Genomic DNA, 24,000 nt, shown 5'->3' on the forward strand with positions numbered 1-24,000 from the left:
CACGCGGGCGCAGCAATTACTGCGCGGCGTAGCCGCCATCGACCAGATGATAGGACCCGGTAATGAATGAAGCTGCGTCTGACAGCAGGAACAGCGTCAGGGCGGCGACTTCGTCGGATGTGCCGAGGCGGCCCATCGGATGCAGCGCCTTGAGCGCGTCGAAATTGCTGCTGCCGGTATTGCCGTTGAGCAGCGGCGTCTCGATGAAGCCCGGTCCGACGGCATTCAAGCGGATGCCCTGCCTGGCATAGTCGATCGCCGTCGCCTTGGTCAGGCCGACAACGCCATGCTTGGAGGATACATATGCCGGTGCCGAGGCGAAGCCATTGGTGCCGAGGATGGAGGCCATGTTGACCACGGCGCCGCCACCGCTCTTGAGCAGCGCCGGGATTTCGGACTTGAGTGAGTAGAACACGCTGTCGAGATCGATCTGCACAACCTTGCGCCACTCTTCCACCGTATAGTCGGCGGTCGGCTTGGCGACGCCGCCAATACCGGCATTATTGACCGCCAGATGCAGCGCACCATAGGTGTCGACGGCGAACTTGACGGCCTGTTCGACCTGCTCGGGCTGGCCCACATCGACGGCAACGGCGGCGGCCGTGCCACCGGCGGCCACGATCGCATCGACCACCTTCTGGCCGGCCTCGAGCTTGAGATCGGCGACCACAACCTTGGCACCGCGCGCCGCGAGCTGCTTGGCCACCGCCTCGCCAATGCCCGATGCTGCACCCGTTACGAAGGCGACCTTGCCCTCAAAATCCTTGGCCATTTTGAACTCCTGTTTTGTCCCCCTGATGTGGGAGCAGAACTGGGGCGCGGCAATGACTTGGCTCACGCTGAAATGGGAACGGACTGTTCAGGACGTATTGAACGACCGGCGCTACAGAGGCTGCGGAATGCCGTCGCTGCGCGACAGGCTGGCATTGTAGTAGCGCTCGTCATCGGTCACTTCCCTGCCGACCCAGTCGGGAAGCTCCACCACCTGATCTTCGCTCTCCAGCTCGACCTCGGCGATAATCAGGCCCGCATGCCGGCCCCCGAACACGTCGATTTCCCAAGTCAGCCCGGCGAAGGGCACGAGATGCCGGCGCTTTTCCAGCACATGCGGCCGCGCCATTTCGAGCATTTCGCGGGCGTCGTCCATCGGGACGTCATATTCATATTCGGCCCGGGTCATGCCGCTGGCCTTGCCCTTGAGCGTCAGCGCCGCCCTGGCGTCGTCCCAGCTGCGCACCCGCACGGTGGCCTTGGCATTGGACGACAGATAGCCCTGCCGCAACAGGCTGCTGCTCTTGGCCAGCGCCTTCCAGCCATCGCCCATCACCAGGAATTTGCGCTCAATCTCTTGCGCCAAATCAATTCTCCTCAGGCAGCAGCTGCCAATAGGCGGCAAAGCGCTGCCGCAGGGCCGACGGTGCCTCGGCCGCCAATTGCTGGCCCAGCGCGAAAGCATCGGCGGCCAATTCATGCTGTCGCGCCACAATGGACCGTTCGATCTCCGACACATCGCCGAGCCGACCGGCCTCGTCTGCCAAAGTATCGCCCAGCACGGCCAGATTATGATGATCGCCCAACAGGTCGCCCAATCGCACTAGCGACTTGCCGCGCGGTTCGAGAATGTCGGGCGCTGTCTTGCCGAGCAACGTCACGTGATAGCCGTGATACTTGGCCTGCTTTCGCCAGACGTGCAGCGCCTCGGCCGTATCATGCTTGTGCGCTTCGGCCACGCCCTTACAGAACTGCTTGTAAGTCCGCTCCAGCCCGTCGCTGATCACCACATAGCCCGAAGCGTCGAACTGCCAGTGGTCAATGCGCTTGGCGATCTGGCCGAACATTTTGGCAAACTGTTCCAGCGTTTCCGCCCGGTCACCGCCGTTCGAAAGGCTTTCCACGCGATCGACCAGATACTGCCGCGCTCCAATCGCCTGTTCGGCCGCAGCATGCCGGCCCGCCACGAGGCCATCCAGCGTCTCGACCATCACCCGCGCATCCCGCGCGCCGCCCAGCAGGTCTGCAGCATCGCGGATCGCGGCGTTTTCTTTCGTGAAGCCTTCAAAATGCGGTTCTACCAGGCGCAACAGGCCACGCAGTTTCTTGCAGCGGCGGCGCAGGGCATGGACCGTGGCGTCGAAATCAGCGTCGCCCGCTTCCACCGCGGTAAGGGCCTTGCTCACTTGTTCGGCGGCAATCTCGCGGACCTGTTGTGTTACGCGCTTGCTGGTCTTGAAGGCAAAACTCATTGGCTAAAATCCAAATGTCATCTGGCCGGCCGGCGTGCCGACGGAAACGCCTTCCAGCGCCAGCATGCGGACTTTCGACTCCGCCCCGCCCGGAGCCGAAAAGCCGCCCGGCTTGCCATCGCTGGCCAGCACGCGATGGCAGGGAATGATCAGCGGGATCGGGTTGGAACCCATTGCGGCGCCGACGGCGCGCGACAATCCGACATCACCCAACTGCCGCGCCATGGCGCCATAAGTGGTGACCTCGCCCCAGCCGATCGTCAGCAAAAGCGCATAGGTGCGCCGGTTGAAATCGCTGACGCTAGAGAGGTCGAGCGCAACATCGGAGAAGTCTACGACCTCCCCTTCGGCATAGTCCTCGACGCGATTGATGACGGCTTCTACCGCCCGCGTCGGGTCGCCCGGCCCCGCCCCGTCGCGATTGATCCGAGACAGCATGGCCGCCTGATCGAGACCCGGCAATTGCAGGCGCGCAATTCCGGCGTCGGTCCAGCCGATGCCGAAAGTGCCCAGCGCGGTGTCAAAGGTCGTCGTATCCATCGCTGGACCTTAGTGCGCCCCATTGTCACAAACCAGATGGACGCAATCATGGCCGACACGACAAAGGCCGCCCCTTACGGGACGGCCTCGATTTGGATATCTAGCGAAAGACTAGTTTTTGAGCGCGTCGCGCGCCTTGTCTTTTACGTCGCCGACCTTCTGCTGAAGCTTGCCTTCAGCCTTGTCGAGCTTGCCTTCGGCCTGGAGCTGTTCATTGCTGGTGAGGCCGCCAGCAGCATCCTTGAGCGCGCCCTTGACCTGCTTGCCAGCGCCTTCGACCTGATCCTTGTGCATTTTGAACTCCTCTGGTTGTTCTGGCAGGTCAACGGCCCAGACTCCGCGACGTTCCATGAATTCGCGTTCACGGAAGCGTTCATGTCTGCTAGGACGCCGCAATGTCCGGACCCATGCCCACGCTCAAAGACTACTTTCCGCCGTTAGAGCCCTATCTCAACGTCCTCCATGTCGATGACGACATCCTGGTGGTGGACAAGCAGAGCGGGCTGCTGAGCGTGCCGGGCAAGGACCCGTCGCTGTGGGATTGTGTCGAACATCGCGCCCGCCAGACCTGGCCGACCGCCGGCATGTGCCATCGGCTCGACAAGGACACGTCCGGCGTTCTGGTGCTGGCGCTCAACAAGCGCGCGCATGGCCGCATCGGCAGCCAGTTTGAGCATCGCAAGACGACCAAATCCTATGTCGCCCGCGTCGCCGGCATCATCGAGCAGGATACCGGCCTCGTCGATCTGCCGCTGGCCACCGACTGGGAAAACAAGCCGCGCCAGCGTGTCGACCACGACAACGGCCGTCCATCGCAGACCGAATGGACGGTGCTGGAGCGCGAAGACAATGTCACCCGGGTGCGCCTGCATCCCCTCACCGGCCGCACGCATCAATTGAGAGTTCACATGAAGGCCATCGGCCATGTGATTCTGGGTGATGCGTTTTATGCCGATGCGGAAATTTTTGCCGCCGCCGACCGGCTGCAGTTGCATGCCGCCGAACTGGGCCTCACCCACCCGACGACGGGCGAATTCATGACCTTCGTGGCGCCAACGCCTTTCTAGGGCGTCTCGCCGAGGTAAGAGACCTCGATGCGCTGGAACAGATGTCCCGGCTTCATCGTATCGAGCCACTTTCGGAAATCGGCGACATCGCGGAAACCGGCGCGCTGGGCATCGGCTTCACTGACATCATCGGGCTCCATATCGGTGATCGCGCCAATCGCCAGCAGCCCGACCTTGGTCTTGAGTGTGCCACCGGGCTTGACCGAGGGCCGGCTCCAGCGCCGGAACACCAAATCGACTTCGCCAGCCTTGATCTGTTCGAGCAGGTCGAGTTTGAGCAGCATCAGTCGAGCACTCCCTGAGCGGTCATCTCGATGAGCAGGCCCTTGGAGAGCAGTTCCTTGACCACCACTGTGGCGCGCACCGGATAGGGCTGCGCGGTGAAATACTCGCGATAGACCGCATTCATCCCCGGCGCATCGGCGCTGTCGACGATAAAGATCTGCACCATCACTAGATTGGCCAGCGTACCACCGGCAGCGGTGATGCCAATTTGCAAGTTTTCGATACAACGCCGCGCCTGCGCCTCGATGCCACCGCTGACGATCTCGCCACTCACCGGGTCCTCGGCAATCGCCACCAGCCAGACCTGCTTGCCGGCCCGCACTGCGTCATTGATGGGCGCCGACGAAGGCGCAATTCCGGTCTCGATGCGTTCGATCATTTGGCCTCTTTCGATGGTGCGGGCGACGGGGGTCGAACCCGTACGCCTAGCGGCGAGGGCTTTTAAGGCCCTTGTGTCTACCAGTTTCACCACGCCCGCGTCGCATCGGCGATTAGCATGCTGGCACACCTGTGCCAACGCCGTTCGGCGCGCTATGGACAGCAGAAAACGCCGCCCGGCCCGGAGAGGCGTCGCGGAGACACGAGTAATGGGCGGCCTTTGGACCTACCGAATATATAGAGTGGCCCAAAGGCCGCCCATCACGATCTGAAGTTTCCTCACCGGGTCCGGAACTCGACCAACGCTAGTGTTGCAAGCGTGGTCGCCGACTTTCTGCCCGGCCAAACGGGCGCCCCCGTCTTCAGCCTCCCCGCCCGGCCCTGCGTCGGGGCCGCGTGTATGACGGGAATGGGAGCAGTATGCGGGAGGCTGAAAGGGCGTGGATAGATTTCTGGATTTGTCAGCAGTGGAAAGAGCTTGGCCGCTCCCCGGACCGGAGCGATTTGACGATCTACAGAAAAGACAGCCAGGTGACGGCCGTGGTTCTCCACCGTTTTGAAGCGCCACACGGCCGTTCTTGATTGCTCGCGGGCGCCGTCGTAGACGCCTTGAAGGGGGGGAATGATGCGGATCGCAGTGACAGGGACGCATGGCGTCGGCAAGACGACATTCATCGACGACTTCACAGCCGCTTATCCGGGCTATTACAGCGTGGCGGAGCCCTATTGGCTGCTCGAACAAGGCGTTCCCTTTTCCGATGGCGCGACGATACCCGATCTCGAAAAGCAGCTTGTTGAAAGCTGCAAGCTGATCCTCGGCTATCCTGCTGGCGGGGACGTGATCTTCGACCGCTGCCCGCTCGACTTTCTGGCCTATCTGGAGGTTGTCAGTACCAGTGAAGGCTTCGAGTGGCTGCCGGGTGGCCGAGACCTGGCCAAAATCGGAGAGGCGCTCGCTACGCTCGATGCCGTGATTTTTGTCCCGCTTACCGCCCCCGACGAGATTGCAGTCCAGATCGAACATCCCCGGCTGCGGCGCCAGGTAGACCGTCGCCTCAAAACCATCCTCCGCGACGACGATCTGGGACTATTGCACGACGGACCGCGCATCATCGAGGTCATTGGCACGCGAGCCCAACGAGTGGCCGCGGCCGGCACGTTTCTTTAGCGCCCCTATTTCGTTGGCGTCGCCGACGCATTGATCTGGCTGATACCGGTGGAGAGCAAGGCAATCAGGCGGTCGAGGAGCGAAAAGAAGACGTCGATGCTGTAGCCGACGAGGAAGGCCACGCCGAAGACGTTGAGGCCGATATTGGTAAACTCGGACGTCGAGCCGGAGGGCGCCCAGAACCAGCCGAGAATGACGCCGGCAAAGGCGCCGATGGCGAGGCGATGCAGGATGCGGGGCCAAGAGGGGCTGGGCAGGCGTGGGCTCAGCACCAGCCGCATGTGAAACAGCGCTGCGCCGAGGCCACCATAGAGCGCCGGCAGGATCCACAAGCCGAACATATTGGCGCTGACCTGCAGCTGGTTTTCGAGCGCGTCGAAATTGGGAAAGTCTACCAAGTGAAAGCGCAGGTTGGCGGCGCAGGTCACATACAGCGAGTCGAAAATGTCGAGGATCAAGGTACGGATGATCGGCGGGACCGCAGGGTTCGAATCGACAGCGTTCTGGGCCGTCTGTGCGGCATTCACCAGCTTTGCCGCATCGTTCGCACGAAGACACGGGTTGGGCTGGCTCGCTCCGGCATAGGCGTCGTCCTGGGCCACGGTCGGGGTGACCAGGGGCAGGCTGTAGTGCTGAATGGCGTTGAAATTGGCGACCAGGGCCTGAAATTCGTTGAAGACGGTCTCGACGCGATCGTCGATCGCCTTGATGGAATGAATGTCATTGTGGATAGCCTGCAGCGTGGCTTGCTGCTCGCCTTCCTCGGTGGTGCCACCGATCCGTTCCAGATTTTGCACAATCGTATAGACCGTGGACGTCATCTCGGACCGCACGTTTTCCGTCTGGAATTGTGCCATCTCGGCGATCAGCGTTGTGGTGCGATTATAACCCAGGGTGACCATGGCGGTGAACACCATGATGGCGGCGGTCAGCAGCACGACGATCAGCGTCGGGGCGTCGCCGAGCCCGGCATTGCCGTCGAGCATGACGGCAGGTGGCCGGTTGCGCAGATCATGCAGGTTGACCGGCGCGATCGACAGCACGGTATTGTTGACCGCCGACAGGAGGGCGACGGTTTCTTCGGATTTCCAGCTCTTGTCGGGCGCAGCCTCGAAGCGCGCCACGGCGGTCGGCAGGTCATTGTCCCGCAAAGTGCCGGTCTTGATGCAGTAGAGCGTCAGCAGTTGGGCGTCATCGAGCAGTTGCAGCAAGGGGTCGGCCGGCTGCATCTCTGGGGGCGGCGTCCGAAACGGCCACATGACATGTTATCCCAGCACGCCGGAGGTCGGGCCGGTGGGCGACGGGCAGACGCAGGGCGTCCCCGGATAGCCGGGCGGGTCGGCCCAGCACCAGAATTCGGGCGTCCGGCAGATTGCGCCGGGGACATGGGGCACCTGGGCCATGGTGAACCCTGGCACGAGTAGCCCACCCACGATAACGGCCAACAGGAGACAGCGACGGCTGGTCGATTTGAGCATGATGGCTCTCCCTTCCGCCCGCGAATTGTCCGCCACGCCCTCGGCGCTGTCAATATTTATGCAATGGTATCAATACGTAAGGTCGAATACGCGAGCGGCCCAGGCCACGCCAGCCGTCCACTTGACAGGTCGCCCCAATATTTATAACCATCCGGTCGGAAATAAACGGGGCCGGACCATGGGTAGAACACGCGTCATCGATCAGCAGCAGGTGCTCGACGCCGCCGAACGGGTGGTGGCGCGGGATGGTGCGGCGCGGCTGACGCTGGATGCGGTGGCTGTGGAAGCCGGGATCAGCAAGGCCAGCGTGCTGTATGATTTCAAGTCTAAGCAGGCGCTGGTCGCCGCCCTCGTCAATCGCAGCGTAGCGGCCGACAATGCCTTCAATGCGCAGATGACCGAGCGGCTGGATGGCGCGCCCAATGCAACCATTCGTGGCCGGCTGTTGGCTGCGGCAAAGCCGTTCCCCGATGATTTTCGCGCTGTGGCGCTGAACCTCTGTGCCGCGCTGGCGCAGGATGCGGCGCTGCGCCAGACCATCCAGCGTAACCAGGCCGAGGTGATCGAAACCATTGCCACCAGCTCGGCCAATCCGCGCGGCGCGATGCTGGCCTATCTGGCACTGGAGGGGCTGAAGCTTCTGGAATCGCTCGATTATCACCGCTGGCCCCGAGCGGAGCGGGATCGCATCATCCGCGAGATCAACTGGCTGATCGACGCGGCGCCACGGGACGACCTACCCCTGCCCGATCCGGCCTAACCCTAGTTCACGAACAACCGATCATCTGCCAACCCGACGGAGTTCTTCCGGCGGCGGCGAAGCCATGTCCTCATTCAGGAGACCCAACATGACGCACACCAAGCTCTTCATCACCGGCGGCAGCGGCTATCTCGGCCGCAACCTGATCCGGCACTTTGTCGCCAAAGGCCGCCCGGTCGTCGCTCTCGCCCGCAGCGATGCGGCGGTGGCGACGGTCACCGCGCTTGGCGCCACGCCATGGCGGGGTGACCTGCTGTCACCTGACCTGGCGGATGCCATGGCGGATTGTGCCGAGCTGATCCATGCCGCCGCCGACACCGACCATGGTCGAGCCACCGTGGCACAGCTCGCGGCCAACCGCGATGGCACGGAAAACGTGTTTGCTGCAGCACAGCAGGCCGGGCTGAACCGGGCCGTGCATATCAGCACCGAATCCGTGCTGCTCACCGGGCGGCCGCTGGTCAATGCCACCGAGGAACAGCCAATCCCGCGCCGCGCGGTGGGTGGTTATTCCCGTAGCAAGGCCGAGGCCGAGCGGCTGGCACTGTCGTTCAATGGGGATGGTTTTGCGGTGGTGGCCGTGCGCCCGCGCATGGTCTGGGGCCGCGATGACACGACGGCCATGCCGCAATTGCTGGGCGCGGCACGGTCAGGCCAGCTCGCCTGGATCGACGGCGGCCATTATCGCACTTCGAGCACCCATATCGCCAATCTCTGCGCCGGCGTGGAGCTAGCACTCGCCAAGGGGCGCGGCGGCGAGGTGTATTTTCTGAACGACGGCGAGGCCTGGGAATTCCGCAAGCTGGTCAGCGCCATGCTGGCCGCCAAGGGCGTGGCCGTTCCCGACAAGACCGTGCCGCGTTGGCTGCTGCGCAGCATGGCCATGGTGGGCGACAGGCTGGCCGCGCTGACCAATGGACGCGTCACGCTGCCGATCACGCTGCAGGCCTTTGCCACATCAGCCGTCGAAGTCACGCTGGATATCAGCAAGGCGCGCCAGGAGCTCGGCTATCGACCGGTCATGACGATCGAAGCCGGGCTCGCGGAAATGGCGCAGGAGAACTAACGGAGAGGATCAGTCGGTACCGCCGGAAATCGGCGCGACATAGGCCACGTCGAGATCCCAGGGGAAGAAGATCCAGGTGTCCTGGCTGACTTCGGTGATGAAGGTGTCGACAAGGTCGCGGCCCTTGGGCTTGGCATAGACAGTGGCAAAATGCGCGCCGGGCAGCATTTCGCGGACCACGCGGGCGGTGGAACCGGTGTCGACGAGATCGTCGACGATCAGGATCTTGGCGCCGGACTTGGCGAGGTCGAGCACCTGCTGGCTGATCGGCTTGAGCACCTGGATGCCGCTCTGGCTCTGGTGGTCGTAGCTCTTGACCGCCACGGTTTCGACGGTGCGGATGTTGAGCTCGCGCGCCACGATGGCGGCGGGCACGAGACCACCGCGGGCGATCGCCACCACGGCATCGAAGGTCCCCATGCCGGCGAGGCGCCAGGCCAGGGCCCGGCTATCGCGGTGGAACTGGTCCCAGGTGACGGGGAAGGACTTCTGGTTGGGGTTGCTCAAGATCGTCGCTCCTGCGCGCAGCGCTAGCACGCCGCTGAAAATTCAGAGGTTCGTGCTTAGCAAACCCTTGGCCCTGCGCCAATGTCCCTGCGAAATTATGCCCAGCAAGTGCGGACTTAATCAGTAGACTTCGTCGGGCGGCGTGACGCCGGCCTTCTGATGGGCGGCGGCGACCATGGCACGCACCTTGCCGGCCGCCTCTTCGAGCCGCGCGGGATCGGACGAGCGCAACACCAGCTCGGTCATCACCTTGTCATTGCCCATCTGCGGATAGGAGCCCATTTTCACATCCGGGTATTCGTCCTGCAGCGCGCCAAGCGGACCGCCGACGGTGCCCTCGCCCACCGCCGCCTTGACGGTTACGGAGAGCACCTTTTTGCCCGCTTGCAGCGTCGGCAGGATGGCTTCGAGCATGGCGCGCATGATGATCGGCACGCCGGCCATCACATGCACATTGCCGATGCGGAAACCCGGCGCGGCGCTGACCGAATTGACGATCAGCGTGCCGCCTTCGGGAATGCGCGCCATACGCAAGCGCGCCTCATTGACCTCGGTGCCGGTCTGCTTCCAGCGGGTTTCGAGCATGGCTCGGGCTTCGGCATTGATCGGCAGGGCGACGCCAAAGGCCTTGGCCACAGCATCGGCGGTGATGTCATCATGCGTCGGGCCGATGCCGCCGGTGGTAAAGACATAGGTGTAACGGGCGCGCAGGGCATTGACCGCCGCGACGATGTCGTCGGTCTCGTCGCTCACCACACGCACTTCCCTAAGCTCGATGCCGAGCTCGGTGCAGAATTCGGCGGTGGCGCCGATATTGACGTCCTTGGTGCGGCCCGAAAGGATTTCATCGCCGATCACGATGAGCGCGGCGGTTATGGCGTCTGCAGACATGAGGGTTTCCATCGGCTTGCTGTCCTCCAGCAATGAACCCGCGCGATATCGCCGTCAAGCAAGCGCGGCGCCCTTCCCTTCACGGCTGCGAGCGACTAATTTGGGATCAATTGGAGTCCTGCATGATCACCTATGTCGAAGCCCCCGCCAAAGCCCGCCGCACTGCCGGCGTCATTCCGCTGCATGGCAGCGAGGGTTTTGAGGGCATGCGCAAGGCCAGCGCGCTGACCGCAAGGGCGCTCGACATCATCACCGAATTTGCCGAGCCGGGCGTGCCCACCGCCAAGCTCGACCAGATCGCCTATGAATTTGCCCGCGACAATGGCGCGGTGCCGGCGACGATTTTCTACAAGGGCTATCGCCATTCTCTTTGCACCTCGATCAACCATGTGGTGTGCCACGGCATCCCCGACGAGCGGCCGCTGCGCGACGGCGATATCGTCAATATCGACCTGACGCTGGTGGTGGACGGCTGGCATGGCGACAGCAGCCGCATGTATCCGATCGGCGAGATTTCCCGGAAGGCCGAGCGGCTGATCGAAGTGACCTATGCCAGCCTCGAAGCCGGCCTTGCCGCCGCCAAGCCGGGCAATACCACCGGCGACATCGGCGCCGCCATCCAGGCCGTGGCCGAGGGCGAGCGGATGAGCGTGGTGCGCGATTTCGTCGGCCATGGCGTGGGAAAACTGTTCCACGACGAGCCCAATATCCTGCATTTCGGCCGTGCCGGCACGGGTGTGCCGCTCAAGCCTGGCATGATCTTCACCATCGAGCCGATGATCAACCTGGGCCGGCCGGATGTGAAAATCCTCTCCGACGGCTGGACGGCGGTGACCCGCGACCGGACTCTCTCCAGCCAGTGCGAGCATTCCATCGGCATTACCGAGACGGGCCACGAGATCTTCACCCTCTCGCCGGGCGGACTGTTCAACCCGCTGGCCGCACGAGCCGCCTGATGAGCCAGGGCCCAGACGAACTCGCCGAGGGCCCGTTTGTTATCGAAACCAATTCTGCGACCAGGCCGGTACAAAGTTATACAGAAGTACCCAAGAAACAGGCGAAGCCAAAGAAGGCCAAGTCGGACAATGCCGGCCACCGCGAACGCGTTCGGGAGCGGTTTCTCAAGGTCGGCGGCGATGCGCTGGCAGACTACGAGTTGCTTGAGCTGATGCTGCACATGGTGATCCCACAAAAGGACACCAAGCCTTTGGCCAAGGAACTGCTGCGGGAATTCGGATCATTGTCTGGTGTGTTTGCAGCGAGCCGTTCCCGACTGGAGCAGTTCAACGGCCTTGGCAAAACGACGGTCGCTTACCTCAAGGTCATCCAAGCGACCGCCGCCCGCTTTGCCCGGGACCGGATCGACACCGAACAGCCGATCCTCTCCTCCTGGCCTCAGCTAATCGATTATTGCCGCAGCCAGATGGCTTTCGAGACGGTGGAACAGTTCCGCATCCTGTTTCTCGACAAGAAGAACCGATTGATCGCCGACGAGGTGCAGCAGACCGGTACGGTGGATCACACCCCGGTCTATCCGCGCGAGGTGATCAAGCGGGCGCTGGAGCTTTCGGCTACCGCGCTGATCCTCGTGCACAATCATCCATCGGGGGACCCTGCCCCCTCAGCGGCCGATGTCCGAATGACCAGGGAAATCGCCGATGTCGCCAAGCCGCTGAATATCGTGCTGCACGATCATCTTATCATCGGGAAATCCGGCCACGCCTCGCTGCGCAGCCTGAAGCTACTCTGACGGATCGCTGGGCTTGACCGCGTCGCGCCGCCCGGCGCCGGTGATCTGGTCACCCCAATGCCGGAGGTTGCGGATCCAGGATTTAAGCTTGGGATGCGCCTTGATGGCGGCGCGGGTGCGCTGGAAATTCTGGTGTGCACGAGCGGTTAGCGCACCCAGCGGCGTCAGGCCGATATAGTGCTGCCGCAAGGGCGTCTGCACATTGCACCAATGGCGCTTTTCATCGGTAAAGCCGCTGCCCATGTCAAAGGTGGTAAACCCCTGATCGAACACGGTTTGCATGACATGCAGCAGGCATTGCTTGCCCGGCGAGCCGTGCTGAATCTCGGGATCATCGGTCATCGAGGAGATCAGGCAGAACATTCGCCTATGGTGAACCACATTGTAGCGCACTGCGACGATGTCGCCATTGAGCCGCAGCACATGCAGCCGTACATCGACGCCCGAGCCGGGCTTGGCCGCCTGGTGGTAGAAGCCGATCAGCCGATCATGCACGAAGGGGTCTCGGATACCCATCGCCTCGAAGCGCGCCGAGCGCTGCTGGAACATGGTCTCGATGGCGCAGTCGGTATCGTCGCTGTTGCGCAGCTCGCAAAAGGTGACCTCGCCCATCGCCGCCAGCCGGTCGCCCTGCTGCCGGTCATGCTTGCGGCGCGTTTTGCTACGCTGCAGCGTGTCGCATTCTGCCCAGCTGGAATAATGCGAGCGATACAGCGTCTCGACGGAAATGGTGGAGCCCAATTGGTCGAACAGGCCGGCATGGCCGCCCACTTCTACGGGGATCGAGCGCAGATAGACGACGCCGGCGCCGCTGAGCTTGCTGGTCATCGCCGACCACAGTGCGGCGCGGCCATCGGAGCCCAGCGCAGCGAGGCGGTCCATATCGGCCACCGGCGCATAGCAGCCGGCATTGGCGCCTGGAAACCACGTGAAGATGGGCATGCCATAGACGCGCTTGCGATGCAGCGGCAGCAGCGCAACGGGCTGGCCATCGACCAGGCCGAGCACATAGAATTGCGCGCTTTCCGGCAGTTTCCGGTCGGCAACCCACAGGCGGATGAAATCAAAGCTCTGGCCGGGGGATTCGATCGAGGTCGAAGTCAGCTGCCGCCAGGCCGCCTCGACATCCTCGATGCGGCTGGTGACCAGCACGTCGATCCGGCCATGCAACATTGCCTGCGCCCCTGTCGCCTCGCCACCCAGGCCAGGTGCCTCAAAGGCAATCGCGGCCGATTGAAGAGTATAAATGCTCCCGCTCATGAGGCGCACTCTGGCCGGACGAAGTAAATCAGGCCTGAAGTTCGGCGCCGCAAAATCGGGTTTTTCGGGAAACACCGCGCAAGGTTAAGCGCCAGTTACTAGCCGAAACTGGCAAGAACAGGAAAAGTCTCGAGGAACCAGTAGGATAGCCGGGTGAAATTGCCGGTGAGGAACAATATGCCGGTGATCACCAGCAGCGCGCCCATCACCCGCTCGACGGTGTGGAGGTGCTTCTTAAAGCCCTGGAAGAAGGCGAGGAAAGGCCCGATGGCGATACCGGCCAGAAAAAACGGCACGCCCAGCCCCAGCGAATAGATGCCGAGCAGGCCGGCGCCCTCCCAGGCCGTATCGCGGCTGGCGGCGACCGATAGCACCGCGGCCAGCACCGGCCCGATGCAGGGCGTCCAGCCGATCGCAAAGGCCAGCCCGAGCAAGAAGCCGCCCAATGGCCCACTGGCAACGCCGGGGCCCTGGTGGCGCATCTGCCGATCGAGCAGGCCAATGCGATAGACGCCAATGAAATGCAGGCCCATGGCGATGATCATGATGCCGGCAATCGGCGTCAGGATCGGCAGCGCCTGGCGGAAAGCTTGGCCAAAGGCCGTGGCGGTGGCGCCCAGCGTGATGAAGACGACGGAAAAGCCTGCGATGAAGAACAGCGAGGTCAGCGCCACGCGGCGCTGCAGCGCCGCCGCGCCCCGGCCATCGGCCCGTAGCTGGTCGAAGCTCGCCCCGCTCATATAGGTGAGATAGGGCGGCACCAGCGGCAGCACGCAGGGGCTGAGAAAACTCAGCACACCCGCGCCGAACACCAATGGCCAGGAAAATTCCACGAGGCTGACGCTCCTTGTTGGCGCTGTTCTAGCGCCTGCGCCGGGCAAAGCAATGCACCCGGTGTCGCATCGCCGGTTTGTGAAGCCGGATGCGCGGGCCGCGTTCACATAGGGTTCAACACCATTAGTCGAAACACCTATGATGGGAAATTTTCAAACCGCCTCAACAAATAACCGAAACACAAAGTCGAAATTACGAAGTAAAATACCTAATGTAGAAGTACATATATTTGACGAGATTGAACAGTGTTGCTCAAAAACCCTATTCTTTACAGGACTATAGCGTAGATTCGGAATCAAGATTCGAGGGCCATCTTGTGATTTTCCGACCGACGCTGTTTGCGATTGCCGCGCCCCTCCTCTGCCTGTCAAGTTTTGCCGCGGCACAGGAGCCGGCGGCCCCGGCCTATGACCCAGCACCATTCCTTTCGTCCATGGTGGCGCTGCGCACCGCCGCCGTGACCTGCGAGCCCTTTGTGGCCGCCAGTCCGGCCACGCGCACCGCAGCGATCCCGGCGTTTTTCAAGACGCTCAATCAGGATCTGCCGGATCTGGTCGATGGCGAAACCCAGAAAAGTCTCAACATTTTTGTCGGCGCCCAGGCGGCGCAGCTCTGCCGCGATAAGCTGGACGCGGCCTATGCCGCCTATGGCGCTCAGTCGGCGATTTATCTCAACAGCAAGCCGGCCGACTGGCCGGACCCGCCCGAGATCAGCAATGCCCCATGGTGCAGCTCGGAATATTGCCTCGAGTTCTAGGCGCCATTTGATTGACCATTGACCGAGGAGATCGGTGTGACCAACAAGACAATCCTGCTCGCCGCGCTGTTGCTGGCGTCCTGTACGCCGGCACTGGCCAATGGCCTGGGCGAAAGCCGTTCCTATCAGTTCCGCAGCGACAACCAGCGCCAGGCCAACCTGACGGTGGAGCGCACTCGCCTCGAATTGCTCGACCTGCTCGGCAATGGCACCGGTGGTGGCAGCGGCGGCACCGCGACTGGACAGACCGGCAATACGACCTCGGTCAATGTCAGCGGCTCCAACAATGTGATTTCCATCACCCAGACCAATAACGGCGCCCAGAGCCAAACCCGCGATTGCAACGGCGCCAGTTTCAACGTGACCGGAGGCATGTTCGGATGCTGAAGCTCCTTGGCATGGGCCTTGCCGTCGTCGCCCTGACCGGCTGTACCGCCCTCACCCCGATGACCCGGCCCAAGCCCGAGTTCCACGGGCCGGTGCCGATCGCCAATTCCACCCCGCATGACGAGGCTTTGGTCTGCCTCAGCAAGACCCCCGAAGTGCGCAATTCCGGCATCATGCTGGCCGTGCATACGATTTCCGACCAGACCAACAAGTTCAACACCGACGAGGGCAGCTTTGTGCCGCGCGACGCGGCCGCCATGCTGATCACCGCCCTGCAGAAGGCCGGCATGAAACAGGTCAACCGCACCAATACCGTGGTCAGCGAATGGGAGATTGCCCGCGCCAAGGAGCAATTGCTGGGCGATGGCACGACCACAACGGTCGGCAACCAGACCGTGGAATTCCGTCCCGTCACCAAGGGCAGTATTCGCGGCTCGGATTATGTCATCGATGGCGCGCTGACCCAGCTCGACTTCAACACCTATTCGGGCGGGGCCGAGGCAACGGTGGGCGGCATTGGTGCCGGCGCCCGCGCCTTTGCCCTGACCGCTGCGGCCGATATCCGCGTCACCAATACGCGCACCACGCGGATCGTGCGGGCCGGCTCCTATGCCAAGCAGGCCGTAGGCACCGAAGTGTTTGCCTCTGTGTTCCGCTTCTTCTCCAATGAGATGTTCGACATCAAGATCGGCGACAAATCGCAGGAGGGCCTGCATGCCGGGGTGCGCTGGCTGATGGCCGAAGCGGCCTATGACATTGTGGGCTCGCTGGTAAACCACAATGGCGCCTGCGACAAATACCTGCCCGCCGCGACCCAGGAGGTCCGCGCCGAGGCCAGCGCCAATACCGCCGCGATCAGGCCCTAGACACAGCAAAGGAGGCAGCATGGCTGCCTCCTTGCGAACGGGATAGGCTCATTCTCCAATTGGACCTAACGGTCCACCACCAGCGCATTGCCGGTCTGAGCGCCACCGCCCGAACTGTTGGCCGATTGCGGAAAATCGGCGGTCTGCGCCACAAGGATCGTGGCATCGTCGCCGCCCTCGGCCGGCTGGGTCAGGATGATGACATTGACCGAATTATCCGAGGTCTGGGTGATGCCGCCACCGGTCACCGCATTGCCCTGGGCGTCCAGCACCTCGTTGACGACGCTCTGCGTGCCGACGGAAATCTGCTCCAGCGCGCCGATGCGGCTCGCCATAATGAAATTGGCCATATTGGTGCCATGCTGGGTCACCGATCCAGCCTCGCCTTCGCCCAGCACCACCACATTGTGCACCTTCTGGTCGCCGGCGAAATTGCGCGTCAGGGAATCCACCGTCTCGGAAATCATGATGTTGCCGAAATTCTCGCCGCGCTGCGATATCGCTGCCGAAACGGCCGACATGGCCGCAACCTCCAGCCGGTTATCGACATGCTGGACGGCACCCAGCTCGATGATCTGGCTGGCCGAGCCGATGGCAAGCGTCGCCTCGGCATAGTTGGCCATGTTGATGCCCGACTGGCCGACCGAGCCATAAAGAATGGCGATCTCGGCACTGTTGAGCACCAGCTGTTGTCCATCGGCCCCGAGCAACTGGTCGGCGAATTCGAGGCTGTTGGAGACGGTCGAGCCGGCCAGGTTCTTGCCGCTTTGGCTGATGTCGCCGAAAATATCGACCAATCCAAGGGCCAGCCGATTGTCCACCGACTGCGTACCATCGAAGCGCTGCACGACATTGCGCAGATCGCCCCGATAGACCACGGAATTGATGGCATTCGAGCCGATCTGGGACAGATTGCCGGTCGACGCGAAATTCAGCATCTGGCTCATATAGGCGTCGGTCAGGCTCTCGAGCCGGCCGATATCGATGGCATTCTCGGCGATCTGCGGACCGGTGGCATGCTGGAAGATGCTGGGCAGACCATCCTGCCCGCTTGCCGGTGCGATCAGCGAAGTGGCGATGTAGGCAACAACAAGCCGTCGCATCTTGTGCGCTCCACAGGTTCGAAAAGGGAAAAGAGGCTGCGCCGAAGCGCAGCCTCCAGAGGGGATCAGGGCGTTGGCGTCGGGATGCTGATCGAGTTGGCAATATTGGTTGCCGACTGAACAGTGTTGGTGACGTCGCCCATGGTCGAGAGCAGGTTCTTCGACAGCTGGAACGCATAGGCGTCCTGCTGGATTTCCCAGCCATCATAGCAGGTGCACTTGATGGTCGGATCGATCTCGCCCACCGTAACGCTGTTGATGACATTGGTCGCGGACTGGCCGAAGTCATAAACGTCGGGGTCATAACCGTGGAAGATCGCGGTATTGAGCGCCTGCTGCGGATTGTAGGACACGTCCTGGGTGATGGCGCCCGTCAGCTTTTCGAGGCTGATCAGGTTTGCCGCATTGAGCGCAGCCTGGGTATAGGTCACGTCTTCGGCGTCCCAATCCACGTCGGCACCGATATTGTCGTAACCACCCCAGCCACCGATGATCAGGTTGCTGGCGTTCTGGTCGGCATGAGCCACCTGCTCGATGGTCTTGGACGTGCCGGCCGTAACGGTGTTCACGACATTGGTGGCAGCCTGCTCGAGATCAACGAAAGTGCTGCCATAGGTGCCGATGATCTTGTTCTTGGCGGTCTGGCTACCTTCAGCCGTCTGCTCGACAGCCGTGACGACGTCGCCACTGATCGAGTTCAGGACGTTGGTTGCCGACTGGGTGACATCGGTGAAGTCCGAAGCCCAGCCGTCGCCTTCCAGCTTGTTGAGCGCAAACTGGTAGACATCGCCATACTGATGCACATTGGCCAGGTCGATGGCCGCGGCTTCAGCGTCGCCAACCGAGATCAGGTTGCCGGCATTGATGGCTTCCTGGACGATCGCCGTTGCATCATCGACATCGACGATCAGGTTGATGGCCTTGAACAGGCCCTCAAGCCGCTGGTCGAAGTCAGCTGCATCGGTGCAATAGCTGGTGGTGCACGGAACACCGGGGACCGGAGGGATCGGCGGATGGTAGCCGCCACCGCCGCCGTGATTGCCAGCGTAGGCCGAGCTTGCGCCAAGAACAGTCGTCGTAAGCAAGGCGCCAATAAAGACAGATTTATGCATTTCAGTTTCTCCATTTTCCAAGTTGACGCACTGTCCTCGTCTTTCTTTTGAGACGAGCAACAGCTTCTACACACAAGCGCTTGGCCAATGACGAGCTACCCCGCTCGGAGAAATGACATCTCTCCGACTACACTGTTCCAATACACTTGATAGAGGTCAGCCGACCGCAGCTTGAAGAGGATCGCTCTCCAACTTGAAACTGCGGGACTGAAATTGATTGTTGATCGGCAGGCGGTGCGCAGACAGATCTGTCGCGCAGCTTCGCTCGATTTGGCGACGCCTAGCCCGGTCGGTTAGCGGTGGTCGATGTAGTTCATGCTGCGCGCTCCCTTTGTGTTTTCCGCAGCCTCTTCATGACCACGACTTTGCCACAACTGGGGCAGCCCGTCTAATCACATTTAATATTTGGTTAAGAAATACGTAGTGAAGCGGATTCCCAAGCAAGTAATACGTATGATTCTCGAGGGAAATTACTTATAAAGACCGGATGTTGATCTAAGTAATTATCCATCTATATTCATGTATAGAATCCGGGAATTCTGGATGATTGCCGGCCACGGACCAATGCTGCCCGGCTCAATTGCCAGCTCTTTGCCATAATTTTCCAGACAGGCAGACGCGATTCGGCGCACGGCGAGGAATCGCGCTTAGCGACGAGAAGCAGAGATGAAACGTGGTGATGTTCTGGCTGTGGCAGCCGTATAGCCGCCGGTCAGGCGACCTGGTTGCGCTTGTTCACCAAATCGATCACCACCGCACTCAGCTGACCGGGCCACAGTGGCTTGTTGAGCAGGATGCTGTCGGGCACGCCCTCGGTCTTCCAGGCGGCAGAGCTGTCGCCGGTGATATAGACCACGATGATCTCGGGGCTCTTAAGGCGCGCGTGCCGGGCGACGGCCCAGCCATCGATCGGCGTACCGAGCCTTATGTCGGTCACCAGACAAAAGAACTGTGTCGGATCGCTGTCGATCTCGGCGATGGCGGCGGTGCCGTGCAGGGCCGAGTAGATCTCGAAGCCCGCATCGGTAAATTCGTCCTCGATCTGCAGAACCAGCAGGGCATCGTCTTCGACAAGAAGGGCCACCGGCTGTACCGACATTATGAACTCCGCGTTTCCAAAAATCCGGGGTCTATTCAGGCAGGGCGAACGAGATATTGTTTCAACCCAGTGGGGTAACACATAATACTAGTGTCGTCACATCAAGTTTAGCCGCACGAGGCTGGCCACCGTATGCACCCGATTGCGCGTGCCCAGCTTGCCGGCGACGTTTTCGGTGTGCTGATTGACGGTGCGCTCGGACATGCCGAGGATGCTGGCGGTTTCGGGCGTCGTGTGACCCTGAGCCGTCAACTGCATGACCTGCTTTTCGCGCGGCGTCAGCCGGAAACCCTTGGCATCATTGTCACGCGCATTCTGCCAGGCTGAATACATCAGATGCGCGGCGGTATGCAGCGTTACCAGGCCAGCCTCAGACACCGAAGGCGCGCCGGCGAATTTGACCACGCCGGACAGCTTGGCATGATGCAGGATCGGCACCGCCACGCCTTCCAGCACATCGAGCTCTTCCGCAGCCTGCAGGCAATGCGGATCTTCGGCAAAATAAGATGCATCGAACCGCGACACCGGCGCCCGCTTGGCCAGGGCCGAGGTGAGCGCCACACAACCGACCACGACATGGGTATCGAGCGTTGCTGTCCACTTGGGCCGGCGGCAGGGATCGCTATCAACAACCGAAGCGATCGTTTTGAGGGTCGGGCCGTATTCCAGAATGATCGCCGAGCGGAAACCGTACTCGCCGGCCACCGACTGCAATGCCAGCTCGACATTGGACCGGGCAGCCAGTCCTCTGGCGCTTTCTAGTAAGCTCTGGACCAGTTCGAGCAAGACAACCCCCAGACATAGTCGGGCTAACTTACTGAAGAATCACAAAAGCCCCGCCGACAACTTGGAAGAATATGGTTAACCAAACCTTCCGCCCGCATTTGTTTGGCTGAAAGTGCACCCGCCGCGCAGGGGCCTGCCCTTGCCCCCTGCCCCTTGCCGCCCTATAGCAGCCTCATATCCTTTTCGGCTGAGGTGCCCTGGCCATGACCGCCCGTCCCATCCGCATCGCCCCCTCGATTCTTTCGGCCGATTTCTCCCGGCTCGGTGCGGAGGTGACGGCCATTGTCGATGGCGGCGCCGACTATATCCATGTCGACGTGATGGACGGCCACTTCGTGCCCAATATCAGTTTCGGCGCCGTGGTGATGAAGGCGATCCGCGCCGTTACCGACAAGCCCTTCGACGTGCACCTGATGATCTCGCCGGTTGACGCCTATCTCGGCGAAATCGCCAAGTCTGGCGCCGATATCATCACCGTGCATGCCGAAGCCGGCCCACATCTGCACCGCTCGCTGCAGGCCATCCGCGCCCTGGGCAAGAAGGCCGGCGTGGCGCTCAATCCGGCGACGCCTGTTTCCGCCATCCAGCATGTCATCGACGACGTCGACCTGGTGCTGGTGATGTCGGTCAATCCGGGCTTTGGCGGCCAGAGCTTCATTCCCGAGAGCCTCAATAAACTGCGTCAGGCCAAGGCGCTGATCGGGGCCCGCGACATCGACCTTGAAGTCGATGGCGGCGTCACCGCCGACAATGCCAGGGCCATTGCCGATGCCGGCGCCAATGTTTTCGTCGCCGGCTCGTCGGTCTATGCCGGCAACGACCCCAAAACCTATGCCGCCCGCATTGCCGCCATTCGCGCCGCCGCGACCGGCCGTACTGCCTGAATCAATTTCCGAACCCGAAAGCCTAAGCCCATGATTCCGCGTTACTCCCGCCCCGAAATGGTCTCCATCTGGTCGGCCGAGACCCGCTTCGCCATCTGGTTCGAGATCGAGGCCCATGCCACCACCAAGCTGGCTGAACTCGGCATCGTGCCCAAGGAAAGCGCCCAGAACATCTGGGACGTGATGAATGCCCGCAAGGCCGAGCACGGCGACTATGGCTTTGACGTCGCGCGGATCGACGAGATCGAGCGCACCACCAAGCATGATGTCATCGCCTTCCTGACCCATCTCAGCGAAATCGTCGGTCCCGACGCGCGCTTCGTGCACCAGGGCATGACCTCTTCGGACATCCTCGACACCACGCTGTCGGTGCAGATGGCCCGCGCCGCCGACCTGCTCATTGCCGATGTCGACGCCCTTCTCGCCGCGCTCAAGCGCCGCGCCTATGAGCACAAGGACACCATCACCATCGGTCGCTCGCACGGCATCCATGCCGAGCCGACGACCTTTGGCGTCAAGCTGGCCGAAGCCTATGCCGAGTTCAGCCGCAACCGGCAGCGCCTGGTCAATGCCCGCGCCGAAATCGCCACCGCCGCCATTTCCGGCGCCATCGGCTCCTTCGCCAATATCGACCCGCAGGTCGAAGAATATGTAGCCGAAAAGCTCGGGCTGGCCATCGAGCCCGTCTCGACCCAGGTCATCCCGCGCGACCGCCACGCCATGTTCTTCGCCACGTTGGGTGTGGTCGCCAGCTCGATCGAACGCGTTGCCGTCGAAATCCGCCACCTGCAGCGCACCGAAGTTCTGGAAGCCGAGGAATTCTTCTCCCCCGGCCAGAAGGGTTCTTCGGCCATGCCACACAAGCGCAACCCGGTGCTGACTGAAAACCTCACCGGCTTGGCTCGCCTTGTGCGCGGCATGGTGACCCCGGCCCTGGAAAACGTCGCCCTCTGGCACGAGCGCGACATCTCGCACTCGTCCGTCGAGCGCATGATCGGCCCCGATGCCACCGTCACCCTCGACTTCGCCCTGGCCCGCCTGACCGGCGTCATCGACAAGCTGGTGGTCTATCCGGAAAACATGCGCAAGAACCTCGACCTGCTCGGCGGGTTGCACAATAGCCAGCGCATGCTGCTGGCCCTGACCCAGGCCGGCTATAGCCGCGAGGACAGCTATGCCGCGGTGCAGCGCAATGCCATGAAGGTCTGGGCCATGCAGGGCGACCGCGCCGGCCAGTTCGCGGCCAATCTCAAGGCCGACCCGGAAGTGACCCTGGCAGATGAACAAATCGACGCCATGTTCGATGACGCCTATCACCTCAAGCATGTCGACACGATCTTCAAGCGGGTCTTCGAATGAGCCTGATCTGCGCCCAGGAAACCGGCCTCACCGCTGAAGAATACATTGCCTGCGTCGGCCAGTCGGCGCTTGGTGCCGGCCGGCCGCTCGGCAATACCGAGCGCGTGCAGGCCATGCTGGATAATTCCAACCTGGTCATCACCGTCCGCGACGAAACAGGGCGCCTGGTTGGCCTGTTCCGCGGCATCACCGACTGGAACTGGAACTGCTATTGCGCCGACATGGCGGTGGTAGAATCCAGCCAGGGCCAGGGGATCGGCAAGATGCTGATGGACAAGGCTGCCGAAATTCTCGGCCCCGGCGTTGCCATCAACTTGCTCGCCCTGCCCGGCGCTGTCGGCTTCTACCAGAAGCTTGGCCTCACCCAGACCGACGCGGCCTTCTATCGCGACAGGACGCATCGCACATGAAGATTTCCGAATGCGACATCCTGATCCTGCCCGGCCTGGGTGGTTCCGATCCCGGTCACTGGCAATTGCGCTGGGCCGAGCGCATGTCGACGGCGGCAGTGGTCGAACAGGCCGATTGGGATGAGCCCGAACTCGACGACTGGGTCGATACGATTGATCAGGCCTGTCGCCTGACCACCCGCCCGGTGGTGCTGGTCGCCCATTCGCTTGCGGTGATCGCCGTCGCCCAAGCCGGAGCAAAGCTGCCCGACAATGTCCGCGGCGCCTTCCTCGTGGCGCCGCCCGATATCGAGCTCAGTCCCGATGCGCCGGAAGAAACCTTTGGCTTCCGCCCAATTCCGCGCGATCCACTGCCCTTCCCGTCCTTGCTGGTCGCCTCCAACAACGACCCGCTCTGCAGCATCGACCGCGCCGTCGAATTTGCCACTTGCTGGGGCTCGGACTTCCATCAGGCGGGCGAGGCAGGTCACATCAATCTAGCCTCCGGCCATGGCCCCTGGCCGGAGGGCCTGCTGATGTTCACGCGATTGATGCAGCGGCTGAAATGAACGGCTACGAGCTGGTCATCGGCACACCCTCGGTAGATGACTTCCTGCGCCTGCGCAAAGTCTCAGGCCTGAGCGAAAAGACCCGGCAAGCCGCCGAGCGCGGCCTGCCCAACACCTGGTTTGCCGTGACCATCCGGCATGACGGCCAGGCGGTCGGTATGGGCCGGATCATCGGCGATGGCGGCACCGCCTTCCAGATCACCGACATGGCCGTCGAACCGGCGCATCAAGGCAAGGGCCTCGGCAAGCAGATCATGGCCGCACTGGTCGCCCAGATCCACGCCGAAGCGCCGGCGACCGCCTATATCAGCCTGGTCGCCGACGGCGACGCGCAGCATCTCTATGCCAAATTCGGCTTCGAGCCGGTCATGCCAAGATCCATCGGCATGGCGATGTGGCTGAAGCCCAAAGCCTGACCGGAAAAGCAAAACGCCACGCTGGGAGCGTGGCGTCTCGAAATCA

General features: G+C 62.1%; 31 protein-coding genes and 1 tRNA gene. 14 read left to right on the forward strand and 18 right to left on the reverse strand.

The window, feature by feature from the left end:
- Positions 1 to 16: 16 nt before the first annotated feature.
- The 5 genes from BM045_RS06535 to BM045_RS06555 all read right to left on the reverse strand — a co-directional run bounded on the left by BM045_RS06535 (position 17) and on the right by BM045_RS06555 (position 3,077).
- Entirely contained in the window at positions 17 to 772 is a 756-nt protein-coding gene (locus tag BM045_RS06535) for an SDR family NAD(P)-dependent oxidoreductase (RefSeq protein ID WP_092181168.1), read from the reverse strand.
- 111 nt (positions 773 to 883) lie between these two features.
- The gene (locus BM045_RS06540) at positions 884 to 1,357 is read right to left on the reverse strand and encodes a CYTH domain-containing protein (protein WP_092181170.1); all 474 of its coding nucleotides are present in this window, start codon (positions 1,355 to 1,357) and stop codon (positions 884 to 886) included.
- A 1-nt stretch (position 1,358) separates the two neighbouring features.
- On the reverse strand, positions 1,359 to 2,243 hold the full coding sequence (locus BM045_RS06545) for a CHAD domain-containing protein (protein ID WP_092181173.1): 885 nt from the start codon (positions 2,241 to 2,243) through the stop codon (positions 1,359 to 1,361).
- A gap of 3 nt (positions 2,244 to 2,246) precedes the next feature.
- Positions 2,247 to 2,783 (reverse strand): methylated-DNA--[protein]-cysteine S-methyltransferase, encoded by a 537-nt coding sequence (locus BM045_RS06550; RefSeq protein ID WP_092181177.1) that lies wholly within the window; start codon positions 2,781 to 2,783, stop codon positions 2,247 to 2,249.
- Between the two features lie 111 nt (positions 2,784 to 2,894).
- The gene (locus tag BM045_RS06555) at positions 2,895 to 3,077 is read right to left on the reverse strand and encodes a CsbD family protein (protein WP_092183097.1); all 183 of its coding nucleotides are present in this window, start codon (positions 3,075 to 3,077) and stop codon (positions 2,895 to 2,897) included.
- Positions 3,078 to 3,178: 101 nt separating this feature from the next.
- Here BM045_RS06555 and BM045_RS06560 point away from each other — a divergent pair, with 101 nt between their 5' ends.
- Positions 3,179 to 3,850: an RluA family pseudouridine synthase gene (locus BM045_RS06560; RefSeq protein WP_092181180.1), complete on the forward strand. Its 672-nt coding sequence runs from the start codon at positions 3,179 to 3,181 to the stop codon at positions 3,848 to 3,850.
- Here BM045_RS06560 and BM045_RS06565 read toward each other — a convergent pair.
- The 3 genes from BM045_RS06565 to BM045_RS06575 all read right to left on the reverse strand — a co-directional run bounded on the left by BM045_RS06565 (position 3,847) and on the right by BM045_RS06575 (position 4,613).
- Positions 3,847 to 4,134, reverse strand: a complete 288-nt coding sequence (locus tag BM045_RS06565) for an ASCH domain-containing protein (RefSeq protein ID WP_092181183.1) — start codon at positions 4,132 to 4,134, stop codon at positions 3,847 to 3,849. The genes BM045_RS06560 and BM045_RS06565 overlap by 4 nt on opposite strands.
- On the reverse strand, positions 4,134 to 4,514 hold the full coding sequence (locus tag BM045_RS06570) for a RidA family protein (protein WP_092181186.1): 381 nt from the start codon (positions 4,512 to 4,514) through the stop codon (positions 4,134 to 4,136). Before BM045_RS06570 ends, BM045_RS06565 begins: the two co-directional genes overlap by 1 nt.
- Positions 4,515 to 4,528: 14 nt before the next feature.
- A tRNA-Leu gene (locus BM045_RS06575) sits at positions 4,529 to 4,613 on the reverse strand.
- Between the two features lie 522 nt (positions 4,614 to 5,135).
- Here BM045_RS06575 and BM045_RS06580 point away from each other — a divergent pair.
- Positions 5,136 to 5,681, forward strand: a complete 546-nt coding sequence (locus BM045_RS06580) for an AAA family ATPase (protein WP_244522914.1) — start codon at positions 5,136 to 5,138, stop codon at positions 5,679 to 5,681.
- A gap of 5 nt (positions 5,682 to 5,686) precedes the next feature.
- Here BM045_RS06580 and BM045_RS06585 read toward each other — a convergent pair whose 3' ends face one another.
- Both BM045_RS06585 and BM045_RS18700 read right to left on the reverse strand, forming a co-directional pair.
- A complete protein-coding gene (locus BM045_RS06585) occupies positions 5,687 to 6,940 on the reverse strand; it encodes a hypothetical protein (RefSeq protein ID WP_139198730.1) in 1,254 nt (417 codons plus the stop codon).
- A gap of 6 nt (positions 6,941 to 6,946) precedes the next feature.
- Positions 6,947 to 7,159, reverse strand: coding sequence for a hypothetical protein (locus BM045_RS18700; RefSeq protein WP_139198731.1), 213 nt, complete (start codon positions 7,157 to 7,159; stop codon positions 6,947 to 6,949).
- 178 nt (positions 7,160 to 7,337) lie between these two features.
- On the opposite strand from BM045_RS18700, the gene BM045_RS06590 reads away from it, so the two are divergent.
- Positions 7,338 to 7,919, forward strand: coding sequence for a TetR/AcrR family transcriptional regulator (locus BM045_RS06590; RefSeq protein WP_092181192.1), 582 nt, complete (start codon positions 7,338 to 7,340; stop codon positions 7,917 to 7,919).
- 88 nt (positions 7,920 to 8,007) lie between these two features.
- A complete protein-coding gene (locus BM045_RS06595) occupies positions 8,008 to 8,985 on the forward strand; it encodes an NAD-dependent epimerase/dehydratase family protein (protein ID WP_244522915.1) in 978 nt (325 codons plus the stop codon).
- Between the two features lie 9 nt (positions 8,986 to 8,994).
- Here the strand turns inward: BM045_RS06595 and gpt are convergent, their stop codons facing one another.
- Both gpt and BM045_RS06605 read right to left on the reverse strand, forming a co-directional pair.
- Positions 8,995 to 9,492 carry a xanthine phosphoribosyltransferase gene (gene gpt, locus BM045_RS06600; RefSeq protein WP_092181198.1) on the reverse strand — a complete coding sequence of 166 codons (498 nt, stop codon included), beginning with the start codon at positions 9,490 to 9,492 and terminating at the stop codon, positions 8,995 to 8,997.
- A 120-nt stretch (positions 9,493 to 9,612) separates the two neighbouring features.
- Complete coding sequence (locus BM045_RS06605) at positions 9,613 to 10,383, reverse strand: competence/damage-inducible protein A (RefSeq protein WP_092183101.1); 771 nt, start codon at positions 10,381 to 10,383, stop codon at positions 9,613 to 9,615.
- Positions 10,384 to 10,505: 122 nt separating this feature from the next.
- On the opposite strand from BM045_RS06605, the gene map reads away from it, so the two are divergent.
- Together map and radC are read left to right on the forward strand one after the other, a co-directional pair.
- The gene (gene map, locus BM045_RS06610) at positions 10,506 to 11,339 is read left to right on the forward strand and encodes a type I methionyl aminopeptidase (RefSeq protein WP_092181201.1); all 834 of its coding nucleotides are present in this window, start codon (positions 10,506 to 10,508) and stop codon (positions 11,337 to 11,339) included.
- Positions 11,339 to 12,133 (forward strand): RadC family protein, encoded by a 795-nt coding sequence (radC, locus tag BM045_RS06615; RefSeq protein ID WP_092181204.1) that lies wholly within the window; start codon positions 11,339 to 11,341, stop codon positions 12,131 to 12,133. The genes map and radC overlap by 1 nt, the downstream gene beginning before the upstream one ends.
- Here the strand turns inward: radC and BM045_RS06620 are convergent.
- Both BM045_RS06620 and BM045_RS06625 read right to left on the reverse strand, forming a co-directional pair.
- Entirely contained in the window at positions 12,125 to 13,393 is a 1,269-nt protein-coding gene (locus tag BM045_RS06620; RefSeq protein WP_092181207.1) for a GNAT family N-acetyltransferase, read from the reverse strand. The genes radC and BM045_RS06620 overlap by 9 nt on opposite strands.
- Positions 13,394 to 13,491: 98 nt before the next feature.
- Positions 13,492 to 14,226, reverse strand: coding sequence for a cytochrome c biogenesis CcdA family protein (locus BM045_RS06625; protein ID WP_092181210.1), 735 nt, complete (start codon positions 14,224 to 14,226; stop codon positions 13,492 to 13,494).
- A 317-nt stretch (positions 14,227 to 14,543) separates the two neighbouring features.
- Between BM045_RS06625 and BM045_RS06630 the strand changes: the two genes are divergently transcribed.
- The 3 genes from BM045_RS06630 to BM045_RS06640 are packed head-to-tail and all read left to right on the forward strand — an operon-like array spanning position 14,544 to position 16,237.
- Entirely contained in the window at positions 14,544 to 14,984 is a 441-nt protein-coding gene (locus tag BM045_RS06630) for a hypothetical protein (RefSeq protein WP_139198732.1), read from the forward strand.
- Between the two features lie 36 nt (positions 14,985 to 15,020).
- Complete coding sequence (locus BM045_RS06635; RefSeq protein ID WP_139198733.1) at positions 15,021 to 15,371, forward strand: hypothetical protein; 351 nt, start codon at positions 15,021 to 15,023, stop codon at positions 15,369 to 15,371.
- On the forward strand, positions 15,365 to 16,237 hold the full coding sequence (locus BM045_RS06640) for a CsgG/HfaB family protein (protein ID WP_092181219.1): 873 nt from the start codon (positions 15,365 to 15,367) through the stop codon (positions 16,235 to 16,237). Before BM045_RS06635 ends, BM045_RS06640 begins: the two co-directional genes overlap by 7 nt.
- A gap of 65 nt (positions 16,238 to 16,302) precedes the next feature.
- Here BM045_RS06640 and BM045_RS06645 read toward each other — a convergent pair whose 3' ends face one another.
- The 4 genes from BM045_RS06645 to BM045_RS06660 form a co-directional block, all read right to left on the reverse strand.
- A complete protein-coding gene (locus BM045_RS06645) occupies positions 16,303 to 17,340 on the reverse strand; it encodes a hypothetical protein (RefSeq protein WP_092181222.1) in 1,038 nt (345 codons plus the stop codon).
- Positions 17,341 to 17,405: 65 nt separating this feature from the next.
- The gene (locus BM045_RS06650; RefSeq protein WP_092181225.1) at positions 17,406 to 18,452 is read right to left on the reverse strand and encodes a hypothetical protein; all 1,047 of its coding nucleotides are present in this window, start codon (positions 18,450 to 18,452) and stop codon (positions 17,406 to 17,408) included.
- Between the two features lie 712 nt (positions 18,453 to 19,164).
- The gene (locus tag BM045_RS06655) at positions 19,165 to 19,551 is read right to left on the reverse strand and encodes a response regulator (protein ID WP_092181228.1); all 387 of its coding nucleotides are present in this window, start codon (positions 19,549 to 19,551) and stop codon (positions 19,165 to 19,167) included.
- 96 nt (positions 19,552 to 19,647) lie between these two features.
- Positions 19,648 to 20,337 (reverse strand): helix-turn-helix transcriptional regulator, encoded by a 690-nt coding sequence (locus tag BM045_RS06660; protein WP_139198734.1) that lies wholly within the window; start codon positions 20,335 to 20,337, stop codon positions 19,648 to 19,650.
- Between the two features lie 203 nt (positions 20,338 to 20,540).
- On the opposite strand from BM045_RS06660, the gene rpe reads away from it, so the two are divergent.
- Genes rpe through BM045_RS06685 form a run of 5 tightly spaced genes read left to right on the forward strand, consistent with a single transcriptional unit; the run spans position 20,541 to position 23,954 of the window.
- Positions 20,541 to 21,221 carry a ribulose-phosphate 3-epimerase gene (gene rpe, locus BM045_RS06665; protein WP_092181234.1) on the forward strand — a complete coding sequence of 227 codons (681 nt, stop codon included), beginning with the start codon at positions 20,541 to 20,543 and terminating at the stop codon, positions 21,219 to 21,221.
- A gap of 30 nt (positions 21,222 to 21,251) precedes the next feature.
- A complete protein-coding gene (gene purB / locus BM045_RS06670) occupies positions 21,252 to 22,580 on the forward strand; it encodes an adenylosuccinate lyase (RefSeq protein ID WP_092181237.1) in 1,329 nt (442 codons plus the stop codon).
- Positions 22,577 to 22,990 (forward strand): GNAT family N-acetyltransferase, encoded by a 414-nt coding sequence (locus tag BM045_RS06675; RefSeq protein WP_092181240.1) that lies wholly within the window; start codon positions 22,577 to 22,579, stop codon positions 22,988 to 22,990. Before purB ends, BM045_RS06675 begins: the two co-directional genes overlap by 4 nt.
- The gene (locus BM045_RS06680) at positions 22,987 to 23,538 is read left to right on the forward strand and encodes an RBBP9/YdeN family alpha/beta hydrolase (protein ID WP_092181242.1); all 552 of its coding nucleotides are present in this window, start codon (positions 22,987 to 22,989) and stop codon (positions 23,536 to 23,538) included. The genes BM045_RS06675 and BM045_RS06680 overlap by 4 nt, the downstream gene beginning before the upstream one ends.
- Positions 23,535 to 23,954: a GNAT family N-acetyltransferase gene (locus BM045_RS06685; protein ID WP_092181245.1), complete on the forward strand. Its 420-nt coding sequence runs from the start codon at positions 23,535 to 23,537 to the stop codon at positions 23,952 to 23,954. The genes BM045_RS06680 and BM045_RS06685 overlap by 4 nt, the downstream gene beginning before the upstream one ends.
- Positions 23,955 to 24,000 lie beyond the last annotated feature (46 nt).

Origin of the sequence: Devosia sp. YR412, assembly GCF_900110945.1 — a bacterium.
Taxonomy (GTDB): Bacteria; Pseudomonadota; Alphaproteobacteria; order Rhizobiales; family Devosiaceae; genus Devosia.

What these genes read in the sequence shown, in the direction of transcription:
- BM045_RS06535 (WP_092181168.1), bottom strand. Translation starts at nt 772, where the DNA reads ATGGCCAAGGATTTTGAGGGCAAGGTCGCCTTCGTAACGGGTGCAGCA.
- BM045_RS06545 (WP_092181173.1), bottom strand. Translation starts at nt 2,243, where the DNA reads ATGAGTTTTGCCTTCAAGACCAGCAAGCGCGTAACACAACAGGTCCGC.
- BM045_RS06550 (WP_092181177.1), bottom strand. Translation starts at nt 2,783, where the DNA reads ATGGATACGACGACCTTTGACACCGCGCTGGGCACTTTCGGCATCGGC.
- BM045_RS06555 (WP_092183097.1), bottom strand. Translation starts at nt 3,077, where the DNA reads ATGCACAAGGATCAGGTCGAAGGCGCTGGCAAGCAGGTCAAGGGCGCG.
- BM045_RS06560 (WP_092181180.1), top strand. Translation starts at nt 3,179, where the DNA reads ATGTCCGGACCCATGCCCACGCTCAAAGACTACTTTCCGCCGTTAGAG.
- BM045_RS06565 (WP_092181183.1), bottom strand. Translation starts at nt 4,134, where the DNA reads ATGCTGCTCAAACTCGACCTGCTCGAACAGATCAAGGCTGGCGAAGTC.
- BM045_RS06570 (WP_092181186.1), bottom strand. Translation starts at nt 4,514, where the DNA reads ATGATCGAACGCATCGAGACCGGAATTGCGCCTTCGTCGGCGCCCATC.
- BM045_RS06580 (WP_244522914.1), top strand. Translation starts at nt 5,136, where the DNA reads ATGATGCGGATCGCAGTGACAGGGACGCATGGCGTCGGCAAGACGACA.
- BM045_RS06585 (WP_139198730.1), bottom strand. Translation starts at nt 6,940, where the DNA reads ATGTGGCCGTTTCGGACGCCGCCCCCAGAGATGCAGCCGGCCGACCCC.
- BM045_RS18700 (WP_139198731.1), bottom strand. Translation starts at nt 7,159, where the DNA reads ATGCTCAAATCGACCAGCCGTCGCTGTCTCCTGTTGGCCGTTATCGTG.
- BM045_RS06590 (WP_092181192.1), top strand. Translation starts at nt 7,338, where the DNA reads ATGGGTAGAACACGCGTCATCGATCAGCAGCAGGTGCTCGACGCCGCC.
- BM045_RS06595 (WP_244522915.1), top strand. Translation starts at nt 8,008, where the DNA reads ATGACGCACACCAAGCTCTTCATCACCGGCGGCAGCGGCTATCTCGGC.
- BM045_RS06605 (WP_092183101.1), bottom strand. Translation starts at nt 10,383, where the DNA reads ATGTCTGCAGACGCCATAACCGCCGCGCTCATCGTGATCGGCGATGAA.
- map (WP_092181201.1), top strand. Translation starts at nt 10,506, where the DNA reads ATGATCACCTATGTCGAAGCCCCCGCCAAAGCCCGCCGCACTGCCGGC.
- radC (WP_092181204.1), top strand. Translation starts at nt 11,339, where the DNA reads ATGAGCCAGGGCCCAGACGAACTCGCCGAGGGCCCGTTTGTTATCGAA.
- BM045_RS06620 (WP_092181207.1), bottom strand. Translation starts at nt 13,393, where the DNA reads ATGAGCGGGAGCATTTATACTCTTCAATCGGCCGCGATTGCCTTTGAG.
- BM045_RS06640 (WP_092181219.1), top strand. Translation starts at nt 15,365, where the DNA reads ATGCTGAAGCTCCTTGGCATGGGCCTTGCCGTCGTCGCCCTGACCGGC.
- BM045_RS06645 (WP_092181222.1), bottom strand. Translation starts at nt 17,340, where the DNA reads ATGCGACGGCTTGTTGTTGCCTACATCGCCACTTCGCTGATCGCACCG.
- BM045_RS06650 (WP_092181225.1), bottom strand. Translation starts at nt 18,452, where the DNA reads ATGCATAAATCTGTCTTTATTGGCGCCTTGCTTACGACGACTGTTCTT.
- BM045_RS06655 (WP_092181228.1), bottom strand. Translation starts at nt 19,551, where the DNA reads ATGTCGGTACAGCCGGTGGCCCTTCTTGTCGAAGACGATGCCCTGCTG.
- rpe (WP_092181234.1), top strand. Translation starts at nt 20,541, where the DNA reads ATGACCGCCCGTCCCATCCGCATCGCCCCCTCGATTCTTTCGGCCGAT.
- purB (WP_092181237.1), top strand. Translation starts at nt 21,252, where the DNA reads ATGATTCCGCGTTACTCCCGCCCCGAAATGGTCTCCATCTGGTCGGCC.
- BM045_RS06675 (WP_092181240.1), top strand. Translation starts at nt 22,577, where the DNA reads ATGAGCCTGATCTGCGCCCAGGAAACCGGCCTCACCGCTGAAGAATAC.
- BM045_RS06680 (WP_092181242.1), top strand. Translation starts at nt 22,987, where the DNA reads ATGAAGATTTCCGAATGCGACATCCTGATCCTGCCCGGCCTGGGTGGT.
- BM045_RS06685 (WP_092181245.1), top strand. Translation starts at nt 23,535, where the DNA reads ATGAACGGCTACGAGCTGGTCATCGGCACACCCTCGGTAGATGACTTC.